The sequence below is a fragment of the Marisediminitalea oceani genome (assembly GCF_003731635.1).
GTDB classification, from domain to species: domain Bacteria; phylum Pseudomonadota; class Gammaproteobacteria; order Enterobacterales; family Alteromonadaceae; genus Alteromonas; species Alteromonas oceani.
In genome coordinates, this window is the sequence record NZ_RCUA01000065.1 from 35,000 (window position 1) to 49,816 (window position 14,817).

Annotated in this window: 9 protein-coding genes; 6 read left to right on the top strand and 3 right to left on the bottom strand. The window is 48.0% G+C overall.

Annotated elements, in window-relative coordinates; translation table 11 throughout:
- Positions 1–93 precede the first annotated feature (93 nt).
- Positions 94–1,443 carry a M24 family metallopeptidase gene (locus D9T21_RS16335; protein WP_377907565.1) on the top strand — a complete coding sequence of 450 codons (1,350 nt, stop codon included), beginning with the start codon at positions 94–96 and terminating at the stop codon, positions 1,441–1,443.
- 23 nt (positions 1,444–1,466) lie between these two features.
- On the top strand, positions 1,467–2,744 hold the full coding sequence (locus D9T21_RS16340; protein ID WP_123326054.1) for a M24 family metallopeptidase: 1,278 nt from the start codon (positions 1,467–1,469) through the stop codon (positions 2,742–2,744).
- Positions 2,745–2,790: 46 nt separating this feature from the next.
- Here D9T21_RS16340 and D9T21_RS16345 read toward each other — a convergent pair whose 3' ends face one another.
- From D9T21_RS16345 to D9T21_RS16355, 3 genes are all read right to left on the bottom strand, one after another.
- The gene (locus D9T21_RS16345) at positions 2,791–2,979 is read right to left on the bottom strand and encodes a hypothetical protein (protein WP_123326056.1); all 189 of its coding nucleotides are present in this window, start codon (positions 2,977–2,979) and stop codon (positions 2,791–2,793) included.
- Positions 2,980–3,077: 98 nt separating this feature from the next.
- Positions 3,078–5,885, bottom strand: coding sequence for a PAS domain-containing hybrid sensor histidine kinase/response regulator (locus D9T21_RS16350; protein ID WP_123326058.1), 2,808 nt, complete (start codon positions 5,883–5,885; stop codon positions 3,078–3,080).
- Between the two features lie 69 nt (positions 5,886–5,954).
- On the bottom strand, positions 5,955–6,806 hold the full coding sequence (locus D9T21_RS16355) for a LysR family transcriptional regulator (RefSeq protein ID WP_123326216.1): 852 nt from the start codon (positions 6,804–6,806) through the stop codon (positions 5,955–5,957).
- A gap of 139 nt (positions 6,807–6,945) precedes the next feature.
- Here D9T21_RS16355 and gcvT point away from each other — a divergent pair, with 139 nt between their 5' ends.
- The 4 genes from gcvT to D9T21_RS16375 all read left to right on the top strand — a co-directional run bounded on the left by gcvT (position 6,946) and on the right by D9T21_RS16375 (position 14,773).
- Complete coding sequence (gcvT, locus tag D9T21_RS16360) at positions 6,946–8,040, top strand: glycine cleavage system aminomethyltransferase GcvT (RefSeq protein ID WP_123326060.1); 1,095 nt, start codon at positions 6,946–6,948, stop codon at positions 8,038–8,040.
- A gap of 26 nt (positions 8,041–8,066) precedes the next feature.
- Positions 8,067–8,459 carry a glycine cleavage system protein GcvH gene (gene gcvH, locus D9T21_RS16365; protein ID WP_105935947.1) on the top strand — a complete coding sequence of 131 codons (393 nt, stop codon included), beginning with the start codon at positions 8,067–8,069 and terminating at the stop codon, positions 8,457–8,459.
- Positions 8,460–8,545: 86 nt separating this feature from the next.
- Positions 8,546–11,443 (top strand): aminomethyl-transferring glycine dehydrogenase, encoded by a 2,898-nt coding sequence (gene gcvP / locus D9T21_RS16370; protein ID WP_123326062.1) that lies wholly within the window; start codon positions 8,546–8,548, stop codon positions 11,441–11,443.
- A 348-nt stretch (positions 11,444–11,791) separates the two neighbouring features.
- The gene (locus D9T21_RS16375) at positions 11,792–14,773 is read left to right on the top strand and encodes a DEAD/DEAH box helicase (RefSeq protein ID WP_123326064.1); all 2,982 of its coding nucleotides are present in this window, start codon (positions 11,792–11,794) and stop codon (positions 14,771–14,773) included.
- Positions 14,774–14,817: the final 44 nt, after the last annotated feature.

A 14,817-nucleotide genomic window follows, 5' to 3' on the forward strand; every position in this document is an offset into this window, starting at 1 on the left:
TGATCTAAGTCGTTTTGACTCACTCTGAGAGGGTAAACTTCTATGCGGATTGGTATAAACCTTTGATCACAATCAGGAGCATACCGGGTGCGAGTGTTGAATGTATTACTGCTACTGGGCGGTTTAGCCGTATTTAACAGTCAGGCGGCACCGGCCGATGAACTACTCTCATTGCGCGAGCGCGCACAAGTGCAGGATACCTTGCTGGCAAAGCGGGTTGAGCAGCTCTTACCCCAGTTAATGGCCCGCAGCGGCATCGACATGTGGCTTATGATTAGCCGCGAGTACAATGAAGACCCGGTATTACGCACCTTCCTGCCGGCAGACTGGCTGCAAACCGCCAGACGCACCACTATTCTGGTTATCGCCAGGGATGATCAGGGCAAGGTGCATACGCTGGCGGTAGCGCCTTACAAGGTGGGGAGTATGTTTGAACGAGCCTGGGATAAATCTGCGCAGCCGGATCAGTGGCAGGCTCTGAATGCGATTATTGAACGTTTTGATCCCAAGTCTATTGGCGTAAACCAGTCCGAAATCTGGGCCCATGCCGATGGTCTTACCGTTACCGACCGCGCCAGTTTAATGGCCGAACTGCCGGAAAAATACCAGTCGCTGGTGGTATCGGCGGAAGCGCTGGCCGTTGGCTGGCTGGAAACCCGCATTGATGCCGAGATTGCCCACTACAAGAAAATGGTCGCGGTCGCCCATCAGATAATTGCCGAAGGCTTTTCAGCCAAAACTATCACGGTAGGTAAAACCACCACCGACGATTTGGTGTGGTGGTTCAGAGAGCGGGTAGCGGAACTGAAGCTATCGACCTGGTTTCATCCGTCTGTCTCCTTGCAGCGAAGCGATAATCAGCGCTTCGATCATGAAGCTACGTTTGACGATGATAAGGCCGAGGTCATTATGCCCGGTGATTTGCTGCACGTGGATTTTGGCATTACCTATCTGGGCCTTAATACCGATACACAGCAGCATGCTTACATTTTAATGCCTGGCGAGAGTAGCGCGCCTGAATACCTGCAGCAGGCGCTGCAAAAAGGCAATCAGTTACAGGATATCTTTACCGGTGAGTTCGCCGCAGGCCGCACTGGTAACGAGGTATTGGCAAGCAGTTTAGCCAAAGCAAAAGCGGCGGGATTAAAACCGACTATTTATACTCACCCGTTGGGTTATCACGGCCATGCAGCAGGCACCACACTGGGTATGTGGGATAAGCAGGGCGGTGTACCGGGCGACGGTGATTACCCGCTGCATATGAATACTGCCTACAGTATTGAGCTGAATAACGCGGTGATGGTGGAAGCCTGGGGCAAAGAAATTCGCATTATGCTGGAAGAGGACGCGTTTTTTGATGACACCGGCGTCTGGTATCTGGACGGGCGACAGACCCGCCTGATAGAAATCCCCTCGCGCTCAGTGTTTACGCATCAGTTTTAACATCCAAACAAGAAGAACGAGATATGGATAAACGTACATTTTTAAAATTAACCGGCTTAAGTAGCGTTAGTTTGTTGCTGGCCGGCAAGGCAGGCGCCGCAGAGCAGCGGGAAGAACTGGCTTCGCTGTCATCACTGGTAGGCGATTTGTCGCCTATTTCTGCCAGTGAAAGACGCGCTCGAATTGCTAAGGCACAACAACTGATGGCACAACAAAACATCGATGCCATTGTTCTGGAACCCGGTGCGGCCATGGTGTACTTCACCGGTATTCAGTGGTGGCGCAGCGAACGGCTTACCGGCGTAGTGATCCCCGGGGAAGGTGAGATTGGCGTAGTGTGCCCGTTCTTTGAAGAGCCCAGTATCCGCGAATCCCTGGAAGTAGGCGATGACGTTCGGGTATGGCAGGAGCACGAGAGCCCATTTGAGTTAGTGACAAAAATCCTTGCCGATCGCGGTATTAAAAAGGGCGCCGTTGGTTTTGAAAACAGCGTACGCTTTTTTGTATCCGACGGGATCCTGAGTGCTAACCCACAGCTGCGTGCGGTAAGCGCCGAACCGGTTACTCGCGGCTGCAGAATGATGAAGTCAGATCATGAGCTCAGGCTAATGCATAAAGCCAATGAAATCACCCTGGCGGCTTACGGCTACGTGTATAAACGCTTACGCAAAGGCATGTCGCAGGCCGAAGTCAAGAGCATGATGAATCAGGCCATGGTGGCGCTGGGAGGCAGCCGGCCGTGGAGCCTGGCACTGTTTAACGAGGCCAGTGCCTACCCTCATGGCACCCGTCAGCAGCAGGTCATCGGGGATGGCTCTGTGGTGCTGATGGATTGCGGTTGTGCGGTGCATGGTTACCAGTCTGATATCAGCCGGACGTTTGTATTTGGTGAGCCTGATAAAAAGCAACAGCAGGTGTGGCAGACCGTACGTAAAGGGCAGGAGATTGCATTTGCGGCGGCGCAACTCGGTAAGCCTGCTGGCAGTGTGGACGATGCGGTGCGCGAACACTATACCGCGTTAGGTTACGGACCGGATTATGTGTTGCCAGGGCTATCTCATCGAACCGGTCATGGGATAGGTATGGAGGGGCACGAAAGTGTTAACTTCGTCAAAGGCGAAAGTACCCTGTTGCAAGCCGGCATGTGCTTTTCTAATGAACCCGGCATTTATTTACCCGGCGAGTTTGGCGTGCGACTGGAAGATTGTTTATACATGACGCCTGATGGCCCGGCCTGGTTTACGTCACCACCAGAATCTTTGGCCGACCCACTGGGTAAACTGGAGCCGCTGAAAGTTTAAAAATAAGTGGCAGGCGGCTACTGCCGCCAGCCGCTTTTAAACCTACTTATTCCATCGGGGTTACCTTAAGCCCTACAAAAATGGAGTCGTCTTCCTTGTCGTCGGGAATGATCACCGGGCCTGGCATTGGTGCTGGCATGGGAATGGGATTCAGACCCGGTAACGAGACTATCCCCGCACCGTTAACGTTAAGCAATTGGTGAGGCTGAAGTGAGGTAAGGGTTGTTTTGCTCATGATTTTTCTCCGTGATTAAAAAATAAACTGCCAGCTCATAGTAGTGCCTGAGACGCACGATGAGAGCTGACAGGAAGACCGGAAAAAAGCCAGTATTGTCAGATGGTATAATCGGGGTTAAGCATCGCTAAAACGGTGTTGAGCAGAACTTTCTTGCGTAACGGTTTAGTGATGTAGGCGTTCATGCCAGCTTGCAGACACTCTTGTTTGTCCTGCACAGAAGCGTTAGCGGTACACGCCACGATGGGAATGTTCTTGTACTGCTCGCCTGCCTTGCCGGTGCGGATAGCATAGGTAGCAGCAAAGCCGTCCATTACCGGCATGCGGCAATCCATCAGGACAAGATCGATATCATTGTTGGTTTTCAGTAAATCGATCGCGTGTTTGCCATCTTCGGCCGACAACACCGAAAGCCCTGCGTCCTGCAGCATATAAAAAGCTACCTCGCGATTAATTGGGTTGTCTTCTGCTATCAGGATGCGACCTGTTGGAGCCACCATCTGGTGGGACGGGATAAATGACAGATCGGCATTCTTTGCAACGTCTTTGGCTGAGCCCTGCAGCAAGGCGAATAGCTCATGACGTAAAACCGGCTTATTGAGCTTATGAAAAGTTTTGTCAGGTAAAGCCTTAGCATCACTGGTAGCATTGCGTTCGGCAAGGATAGCCAGATTGGCGGGTAATAGCTCAACCAGGTGGGCCTGCTTTTTACTGTTTCTCCAGGCGCTGAATTCAGCCTGTAGCGCGTCATCAATAATCAGCCAGTCCATGTTGGGCGGCATTTTTTCACTGAACTCAGCCAGTGAGTCGAGCGAGTCAATTAATACAAAGCGAACCTTCCAGACAGCTAATTGTTTACACAGTAATCGCGCCTGACTGTGCAGTGAACTCAACACGATAACGCCACCTACCTCCGGCAATTGTTGCAGGCGTACCGGCGAAGATAAAGTTGCCGTGGCGATAAACTGACTGCCTTCATTGAGTTTACTGGTTACGGAGATTTTGCCTTTCATCATGTGAGTCAGGCGATGGACAATAGACAGCCCGAGGCCGGTGCCACCAAAGCGCCGGGTTGTGGATGAGTCGGCCTGGCTAAACGGCTTAAACAACACTTGTTGCTGGGCTTCGGTCATGCCTATTCCGGTGTCTTTCACGGTGATTTCAAGCAGAATATGTTCGCTGTCCAGCGGAATACCTCGCAGACTCAGGTGCACCTCCCCCTCGGCAGTAAATTTAATCGCGTTAGACAGTAAATTGGTTAGTACCTGCCCCAGGCGTACTTCATCGCCGGTAAGCCGGCTAAAGGGTAGGTCACTCAAATCGACCTGGAGTTGTACAGGCTTTGTGCTCAGGTGAACTAATTGTTCCTCAACAATACGCTTAACCAGTAAATCTATTTCAACAGGCGCGTATTCCAGCTCCATTTTCTGCGCTTCGATTTTAGAAAAATCGAGAATATCGTTGATGATAGTAAGTAAGGCACTGGCACTGGTGCGGGCAAGCTCAAGGCGGCGTTGTTGTTGTTCGTCACAGGCGTGCTGAACCGCCAGCTGCAACATACCCATAATGCCATTCATTGGCGTGCGGATTTCATGACTCATGACGGCTAAAAACTCACTTTTAGCCTGATTGGCCTGTTCCGCTTCAGTTTTTGCCAGTTGCATTGCCAGTTCACTGGCCTTCACATTGGTAATGTCGGTAGCTACACCCAGAATAAAAGATTGCCCCCGGGCATCCTCAAAGCGGACTTTCTTGGTCCACAGAGTACGGACTTCGCCGTTGGGAAACTGGATTTGCTCTTCGTTTTCTGAACTGCCTGAGGCAAAGGCCAGGATATCCATTCGCAAAAACTGCGCGGCTTCATCCTTGTTGTATTCCTCGACAGTTGTATAGCCAATTACGTTTTGCCGCTTCTCTGGCGGATAAAGTGAGATAAATCTATCGTTGGCCATCACAATGCGGTAATCGGTGTCTTTCACAAATAAATATACTGGCAGGTGGTCGAACATTAACTGCTGAAAACTGGCCTTTTCGGCGAGCGCAATTTCGGTACGCTTTTTGTCATTAATATCCGTGTGGGTGCCCGCCATCAGCAAAGGTTCGCCCTTTTCGTTATAATCGGTAACCTTGCCCCGCTCGTGAAACCACTTCCATTCGCCGCTTTTATGCAGCATGCGGCATTCAAAATTGTAGAATTCTGTATGACCCTGCAGGCAATCGTGCAGTAGAGCTCTGGCTGTCTCGCGGTCTTCAGGGTGCATGGCATTAAACAGGGTATCTATCGACAGCGGGCCCAGCTCGTGAAGCTGGTAACCAAGCATATTCGCCCAACGGGCGTTGAGTTGCACGCGCTGGGAAGGGATCTCCCATTCCCAGGTGCCAGCTCCGGTAGCTTCTACAATAAAACCGAGACGTTTTTTCTTAATCAGCCTGGCCTGTAAAATGCGCTGCCGGGTAATGTGCTCACACAGGGTTGTGAGTATTTGTAAATAATGCTGCAGGCGATTAAACAGCTCTTCATCGGTAGTAGTGCCAGCCTTTAGCATCACGCACAGGCTGAGTTCTATATTGAGTGGTTCACTGAATAAGGTAAGTGCTGCCAGTTCATCGTGACAAGGCAGGGCAAAGTCGAGAATACCGGCGGGACAATGCCAGCGACTCTCGGCCCTAAATTGCCCCAGCAAAGACTCGATAAAATCGCTATCGAGGGATTGCTCGGTGGTGAAATACAGCTGATTCCACAGCGAACGTGAATGACACAGCAGCACCGCACCATCCAGACTAAGGTGATCGGTGAGTGTTTGAAAAACAGGTGTAAGCTGGGCGGCTTCCTCTGCGGTCATGTCACTGGTTAACAGAGAATAGTCGTCGTCAACCAGATTGCTGTCTATGGGGGTACTTAGCATATCATCGAAAAACACGGGCTTTGAGCAAAGTATAGTGCAAAGTCGCGAACCCCCAAGTTCAAATGGAAATTATCGTTCTCTTAATCGACGAGTAATGAAGTCTGCCAGTGTTCTGCTTACAACCGGGTGCTGGGTAGACTGAATAAACAGGCATACGTTGATCCCTCCCAGTGCCGGCAGGTTTTTGTGTTTCAGCTCCATCAGATTCGCCGGCATACTGGAGCGCGCCAGCGCGGTGATGCCCAGACCCTGTTGAATCGCCGCTACCAGGCCGGATAAATCGGCGTTGGTGTAGCTTATCTTCCAGGCCGTGGTTTGTTGTTTAAGGTGGGTTATTACGCGACTACGATAAATACAGCCATCGGGCGCCAGCACCAGGGCAATATTGGGAGTGATGAGCGGATGAGCCGGATCGCCAACCCAGACTACCTCATCTTCCAGGATCACATCGCCATCGGTAGCTTGCTCCGGGTTAACCAGCGCGAGGATCATGTCAAAGTCATTTTGCCGCGAAGGGTGAAGCAGCTCGCGGCTCAGGGCTGAAGTCACCTCCAGCGATACATCCGGATAGCGTTTTGAGAACTCGCCAATCAGGCCAGGCAGCAAGGTTGAGGCAAACTCGTTAGGGATCCCTAACCGCATGCGGCCGCGTAACGGAGTGGGATCCAAACTACGAAAAATACTGTCGTTAAGCTCCAGCAGCTCCTTGGCTTTCGGGTACAGCCAGTTGCCGTCAGAACTCGGAAAATGCCGTTGACCCACTTTAGTGAACAGCTTTTTACCCAGCTGTTCTTCCAGTTTTTTTATCTGCAGGCTGATGGCAGGCTGCGAGCGCCCCAGCCATTGACCGGCCTTGGCATAGCCGCCTTGTTCAATGACACCAACAAAGGTGCGCAGGTTGTCGAGGGAGAGCTGCTTCATCATAAAGATTAGTAATTCTGATATTTTACCTTATGTATATAAGCATTTTAAATGTATTCATAAGAATTTCCAATTTGTTGTGATTGCCAGGCCTCCCTATACTTTTATGCAATATCTTCACAATGTCGGGTTAGCCACAATGAGCAGCGCAACTACACAACGCACCGCGTTATACAACAAGCACCTGGAATCAGGTGCCAAGATGGTCGATTTCCATGGCTGGGATATGCCGCTTCACTACGGGTCGCAAATCGAAGAACATCATATAGTTCGCCAGGCGGCGGGCATGTTTGACGTGTCGCACATGACCATTGTTGATGTTACCGGCAGCCAGGCTAAAGACTATCTGCGTTACCTGCTGGCTAACGACGTTGATAAGCTTAAGGACAAAGGCAAAGCGCTATACAGCGGCATGTTGAACGACGATGGCGGCGTGGTTGATGATCTGATTGTGTATTATTTTGATGCTACTAACTACCGCATGGTGGTGAACTCGGCGACCCGCGAAAAAGACATGAACTGGCTGTTAAAGCAAACCGAAGGCTTTGACGTAACGGTTACCGAGCGTTCTGAATTTGCCATGATTGCAGTGCAAGGGCCGGAAGCCAAAGCCAAAGCTTCAGTGGTGTTCTCTAACGCCCAGAATGAAGCGGTAGAAGGCATGAAGCCGTTTTACGGTGTGCAGGCCGAAGACCTGTTTATCGCTACCACCGGTTATACCGGTGAAGCCGGTTACGAAATTATGGTACCGGTAGAAAAAGCGCCTGAGCTGTGGCAGAGCCTGCTGGATGCCGGGGTTAAACCCAGCGGACTGGGCGCGCGCGATACGCTGCGTTTGGAAGCGGGCATGAATTTATATGGTCAGGACATGGACGAGACCATTTCGCCGCTGGAAGCGAACATGGGCTGGACCGTGACCTGGGAACCTGCCGACCGTGACTTTGTGGGTCGTGCAGCGCTTGAGGCGCAACGTGAACAGGGCACCCAAAAGCTGGTTGGCCTGGTGATGAAAGAAAAAGGCGTATTGCGCGCCGGACTGAACGTCAAAACAGCAGAAGGCGAAGCGGGCATTATCACTTCGGGTACCTTCTCACCTACCTTAGGACATGCCATAGCCATGGCGCGTATTCCTGCGACTAACAGCAGCACCGTAGAGGTGGAAATGCGTAAAAAGTGGGTTAAAGTAGAAGTGGTTAAGCCCAGTTTTGTCCGCAATGGAAAAAGTGTTTTATAACAATTTAACGAAGAGCAGGAATACACATGAGTACTATCCCAAATGATTTACGTTACGCGGCGTCACACGAGTGGGTTCGCCCCGAAGGTGACGGAGTTTTTACCATTGGTATCACTGAACACGCGCAGGATTTATTAGGTGATATGGTATTTGTTGATTTACCGGATGTGGGTGATCAGGTAAATGCCGGCGACGACGTGGCAGTAGCTGAATCGGTAAAAGCCGCATCAGACGTTTACACCCCAATCACCGGCGAAGTACTGGCGGTAAACGAAGAACTTGAAGACTCACCTGAGCTGGTTAACTCAGACCCATTTGGTGACGGCTGGTTATTTAAAATCAAGGCCGACGATGTGGCTGAAGTGGACGAGCTGCTCGACGCTGAAGGCTACGCCGCCAGTATCGAGGACGACGAATAAGTCTGACGTTACAACATTGATAATAAAGGGGCGGTATTGGCCCCTTTGTTTATTCTTTTTACTCTATTGCAGATGCTTAACGAATTATGTCAAACGCTTCAATTTCACTGGCTCAGTTAGAGCAAAAAAACGCCTTTGTTGGCCGTCATATTGGCCCCAGCGAAGAAGAAATTCAGCAGATGCTGGACAAAGTGGGCGCCAGCTCACTGGATGACCTTATCGAGCAGACCGTGCCCAACAGTATTTGTCTGGATAAACCTATCGAAACCGGCGAAGGCGCCACCGAAGTTGAAGCGCTGTCAGCCCTAAAAACCACCGCCGCAAAGAATAAAATTAACCGTTCGTTTATTGGCATGGGCTATTACGATACCCACGTGCCAAACGTCATTTTACGTAACGTGCTGGAAAATCCAGGCTGGTATACCGCTTATACGCCGTATCAGCCAGAAATTGCCCAGGGTCGTCTGGAAGCCATCCTTAACTTCCAGCAACTGACAATCGACTTAACAGGTCTTGAGCTGGCCTCAGCTTCATTACTGGACGAAGGTACCGCGGCGGCAGAAGCCATGGCGCTGGCCAAACGGGTATCAAAAAACAAAAAAGCTAACCTGTTCTTCGTGGCCGATGACGTGCACCCGCAAACCCTCGACGTGGTAGAGACCCGTGCTGAGATGTTTGGCTTCGGCATTATTACTGGCCCTGCCGAGCAGGCGGCCGATCACGATGTGTTTGGTGCGTTACTACAATACCCCGGCACTACCGGTGAAGTGAAAGATCTCACCGACATTATTGCCGCGGTACAGGCCAAAAAAGGCATTGTAGCGGTTGCCACCGACCTGATGAGCCTGGCGCTGCTGAAATCGCCCGGGGAATTGGGTGCAGATGTTGCTTTAGGCAGTGCCCAACGTTTTGGTGTACCCATGGGGTACGGTGGTCCACACGCCGCCTTTTTTGCCACCCGTGATGCTTACAAGCGTTCATTACCAGGGCGTATTATTGGCGTAAGTAAAGACACTCGTGGTCGTCAGGCACTGCGTATGGCGCTGCAAACCCGCGAGCAACATATCCGCCGCGAAAAAGCCAACTCAAACATCTGTACTGCTCAGGTATTACTGGCCAACATGGCTTCGTTCTACGCGGTTTACCATGGCCCTGAAGGCATTAAGACCATCGCCAGCCGTATTCACCGCTTTGCCGATATTCTGGCTGCTGGTTTAACCAAAAAGGGTTTGGCACTGAAGCACTGCACCTACTTTGATACGCTCACCGTGCTGGTGGATAACAAAGACACTGTGATTGAAAAGGCGTTGGCACTGGGCCTCAATCTGCGTGCAGATCTTGAAGGCGCAGTGGGTATTGCGCTGGATGAAACCACAACCCGCGATGATATTCTAAACCTGTTCAGCGTACTCATTGGTGACGAGCACGGCCTGAGCATTGACGACCTCGATGCCCAGGTGACCACTCAGGGTAGCCAGTCTATTCCGGGCGACCTGGTTCGTACCAGTGACTACCTCACGCACGAAGTGTTTAACAGCTATCACTCAGAAACTGAGATGCTGCGTTACATTAAGAGCCTGGAAGATAAAGACTTAGCGCTCAATCACTCGATGATTTCTTTAGGCTCATGCACCATGAAGCTGAATGCTACAGCCGAAATGATCCCGGTGACCTGGCCGGAGTTCGGTCAGCTGCACCCGTTTGCGCCGCTGGATCAGGCAGCAGGTTATCAGGAGATGATAAGCGAGCTCAGCGACTGGCTAATCAGCATTACCGGTTACGATGCGCTATCTATGCAACCTAACTCAGGTGCCCAGGGCGAATACGCCGGACTGTTGGCCATTCAGCGTTACCACGAGAGTCGTGGCGAAGGCCATCGTAATGTGTGCCTTATTCCAAGTTCTGCCCACGGGACAAACCCGGCTTCGGCACAAATGGTTAGCCTGAAAGTGGTAGTCGTTGCCTGTGACAAAAATGGTAACGTAGACCTGAACGATCTACGTGCTAAAGCAGAAGAAGTGGGAAGTAACCTGTCTTGTGCCATGATCACTTATCCTTCAACCCACGGCGTATACGAAGAAACCGTGCGTGAAATTTGCGATATCGTGCATCAGTATGGCGGTCAGGTGTACATGGATGGCGCCAACATGAACGCCCAGGTAGGGATTACCGCACCTGGCTTTATTGGCTCAGACGTATCGCACTTAAACCTGCATAAAACGTTCTGTATTCCACACGGTGGCGGCGGCCCGGGTATGGGTCCTATCGGCGTAAAAGCGCATTTGGCGCCGTTCCTGTCTAACCACACTGTGGTAGACATTGAAGGTGCGGGTAAAGACTGTGGTGCGGTATCTGCTGCGCCATGGGGCAGTGCGTCGATTCTGCCTATCAGCTACATGTACATCAAAATGATGGGCAGTGCCGGTTTACGCAAAGCCACCGAAGTTGCCATTCTGAACGCTAACTATGTGGCACGTTCACTGGAAGGCCATTACCCGGTGCTTTACAAAGGCCGTAACGGCCACGTGGCACACGAATGTATTATCGATTTACGCCCGCTTAAGGAAGCCTCCGGGGTTACCGAGCTGGACATCGCTAAGCGCCTGAACGATTACGGTTTCCACGCGCCAACCATGAGCTTCCCGGTAGCCGGTACGCTGATGATTGAACCAACTGAGTCAGAATCGAAGTTTGAGCTGGACCGTTTTGTAGAAGCCATGATCCACATTCGCGAAGAAATCGCCAAAGTGGAAAGCGGCGAATGGGATGCCACCGACAACCCGCTGCACAACGCACCACACACACTGGCCGATATCTGCGACAACGACTGGAACCGCAGCTATGACCGCACCACCGCGGCATACCCGGTACCTACCGTTGCCCGCAACAAGTTCTGGCCAAGCGTAAACCGTATCGACGACGTATACGGCGACCGTAATCTCATGTGTAGCTGCCCGCCGCTGGAAAGTTATATTGAGGAATAGTGAGATTGTCGTACTCTAATAAAGTCTGTGACTTTATTTTGGTAGTTTGTGAGTCGAATATAGTTTGTGACTCGTAAAGAATTGAAAGGTGAGCCTAGTGCTCACCTTTTTTGTTATGACGGGCACAAAGTATATTCTTTACTTCAACAACAGGTTGGTACGAGTCCACGGCAAAGGAAAACAGGCTGTTGGACAAATCTGATTGTTCTCTCCCCTCTTTTAACTGCTTGTAATTTAATGGGGTTCTCACTGTTATTCTTTCGAAATTACATGATATTGAAGTAGGATAAATGCATATAAAATGTTAGCTTAAAATTCATAATATTGTTGTCAACAAGGAAGAATGTGATGCAAGAAATAAAAGTTAAAAGTAGTACCGTAACGTGGCAACCTTTAAATGACGAACAACATTCAGTAGAAGATATATTCGACTCGTGGTGTAAATCTAATTTTTCTTTCATTGAGGAAAACGAAAAACTAGGTATCGCTGGGCTGAGGCCCCCACAATTGGGTGGTATATTTGCTGCTCTAGGCTTTGATAGGTCGGACGAAAAAAATGCCGCAACAGTTGTCATGCCAACCGGGACGGGGAAAACTGAGACTATTTTATCTATCGTAGTTGCAGGGAAGTTTAAGAAAACTCTTGTGATTGTCCCGTCTGATGCTTTAAGAGAACAAACTAAAAATAAATTTGTTCAACTTGGTCTGCTTAGGCAACTGGGACTTGTTTGTGATGAATTTTTTAACCCTATAGTTTCAACTATTAAACATGGAATAGATGACCCTTCCGATTTATCCAAAATTCTTGATGCCAATGTGATAATTACATCAGCAGCCTCTTTATCAAAATTTTCTAAACAGTATTTCGAGAAATTAACGCAAGAATGTACACATTTAATTGTTGACGAGGCTCATCATGTTACAGCGACAACATGGGCGCAAGTTAAGTCTCGTTTTAGAGATAAATCAGTATTCCAATTTACTGCAACGCCATTTAGAAGTGATGGTTCGAGAATAGAAGGAAAAATTATATTTAATTACCCGTTAAAAAAAGCTCAAGATGACGGATATTTTAAGCCTATAGAGTTTCACCCTGTGAGAGAATTTGTTGAGGAAAAGTCAGATGAAGCGATAGCTCAACAAGCTATTTCTCTGCTCAGAAAAGACATAGAAAACAAGCTTGACCACATTGTTATGGCAAGAGCGGCAAGTAAAAAACGCGCAAAAGAAATATTTGAGATCTACGCAAAGGAAAAAGATCTTAAGCCTGTTTTGATTGATAGTAATACCAAGAATAAATCAAAAGTTCTTGAAGCAATTAAAAATAGAGAACACAAAATCATTGTTTGTGTAAATATGCTTGGTGAAGGTTTCGATCTCCCCCAACTTAAAATTTCTGCGATTCACGATCCACACAAGAGTATCAATGTAATGCTCCAGTTTACTGGGCGTTTTACAAGAACGACATCAAATGTCGGTGACGCTAAGTTTATTGCCAATATTGCGAACCCTAACGTAAATGAAAGTCTAGAAGAGCTTTATAAAGAAGACTCTGACTGGAACAATGTTATCAGTAGTATTAGTTCTAAAAAAATAAAAGTTGAAAAAGCCTATCAAGAATTTCGAGAAGAGTTTTCCGAGCCTAGTAAACTTTTGGATCTGGGACTGACCCCAAGTATAAGTACCACTGTCTATAGAATGCGAATTGCCAAATGGAAACCAGAAAGGTTTAGTAGATTTGGAAACAAGCAGTTTCAGATAATTGATTCCGTTATTAATGACGAAAAAGATACGTTGGTATTTTCGGTTAAATCTTTTCTTCCAGTAGGGTGGACCAGCTCTAGGGAACTTTTTGATGAATCTTGGGACCTATATATTGCGTTCTATGACAAAGCAAATGGTTTGTTGTTTATTCATTCTTCCGCTAAAGATGGCCTAGTAAAAAGGTTAGTAAAGTTGATTGCTGAAGATGCTACTCAAGTTCAAGGAGAATACGTATTCCGAGCACTTGCGGGACTCAAGCGTTTAAAACTGCAAAATGTTGGCCTTAATAAAAATAAAAAGGGGTTACGATACTCTATGCATACTGGTACAGAGATAAATGAACAAATACCTGATATTGAAGCCAATAGAGCAACAAAATCAAACATCTTTGGTAAAGGCTATGAAAATGGCGAACTAGTTAGTATTGGTTGTTCGCATAAAGGTAAAGTTTGGGCAATGGATAGCGACTCTTTAGATCAGTGGATAAAGTGGTGTAAAGGGGTCGGACAAAAAATATTGGACGACAAAATTGATACAAATGAAGTGATGAAGACGGCCATGCAAACCGAAGAGCTAGTTGAGTTTCCAAACATCCCAGCACTAGCTATTGATTGGCCTGTCGAAATACTTAGAAAAAATGAACTGAAAATTTCTATTGAGTCTGTAGCATGGGAAGAAACGCTAATAAACTGTGAATTATTGCTAAGTGACCAACTCAGCCCAGATTCTAAAGAAATTAGATTTTTCCTCAATAATCAATACGGCAAGCACAATCTGTCAATGAGAATTAAAGGCAACGGAGAAGTTGCTATTAGTTCGGAAAGCAAGTTAAACATTAAGATTGGGGAGCAGTCCACTCCGCTTGCTGAGTTTTTTGAAGAGCACCCCCCTACAATATTTTTAAGTGACACTTCATTAATAGATGGTGCATTTAGATATTACCCTAATGAAGATTACATTTATAAATACGATCTGAACAATACAGAAGATTGGGATTGGAATGGAGTTGATATATCAGTTGAATCACAGACCACAAGTAAGATTGCAAATTCAGTCCAATACTATACGATTCATAAAATTTTAAATGAATATGATTTGGTTTTTGATGATGATGGAGCAGGAGAAATTGCAGATATTGTCGCGATAAAAAACATAGATGACAATAAACTGGTGATTGATTTGTTTCATTGCAAATATTGCTCTAAAAAAGGTGGAGTGGCGACTCCGGGAGCAAGAATCGATGATGTTTATCAAGTCGTAGGTCAAGCAGAGAAAAGTGTTAAGTGGTTTGCAGACAAAGAAAAATTGATTTTACGACTGATGGAGAGAGAGCGTGGAAGGCTCAAAAATGGAAAAACCTCTCGAATAGAAAAAGGCTCATTTGAAGACTTAGTTAATCTAGCAAAAATATCTCGATATGCTGACTTTAAATTAGGTGTTTCCATTGTTCAGCCTGCTATATCTAAAGCAAAAATTTCTGATGATCAGCTAACAGTGATAGGTGCAACAGCGGCATACATAGATGAGATAAGTGGAGTGAAGCTTAGGGTCATTATTAATAAGTAAAATTTACCTTTAGGAATTGGATCGTAGTTCGTACTGATTTATAT

Coding starts and splice junctions, on each gene's coding strand:
- gcvH (WP_105935947.1), top strand. CDS start 8,067: ATGAGTACTATCCCAAATGATTTACGTTACGCGGCGTCACACGAGTGG.
- D9T21_RS16345 (WP_123326056.1), bottom strand. CDS start 2,979: ATGAGCAAAACAACCCTTACCTCACTTCAGCCTCACCAATTGCTTAAC.
- gcvT (WP_123326060.1), top strand. CDS start 6,946: ATGAGCAGCGCAACTACACAACGCACCGCGTTATACAACAAGCACCTG.
- D9T21_RS16350 (WP_123326058.1), bottom strand. CDS start 5,885: ATGCTAAGTACCCCCATAGACAGCAATCTGGTTGACGACGACTATTCT.
- gcvP (WP_123326062.1), top strand. CDS start 8,546: ATGTCAAACGCTTCAATTTCACTGGCTCAGTTAGAGCAAAAAAACGCC.
- D9T21_RS16375 (WP_123326064.1), top strand. CDS start 11,792: ATGCAAGAAATAAAAGTTAAAAGTAGTACCGTAACGTGGCAACCTTTA.
- D9T21_RS16355 (WP_123326216.1), bottom strand. CDS start 6,806: ATGAAGCAGCTCTCCCTCGACAACCTGCGCACCTTTGTTGGTGTCATT.
- D9T21_RS16340 (WP_123326054.1), top strand. CDS start 1,467: ATGGATAAACGTACATTTTTAAAATTAACCGGCTTAAGTAGCGTTAGT.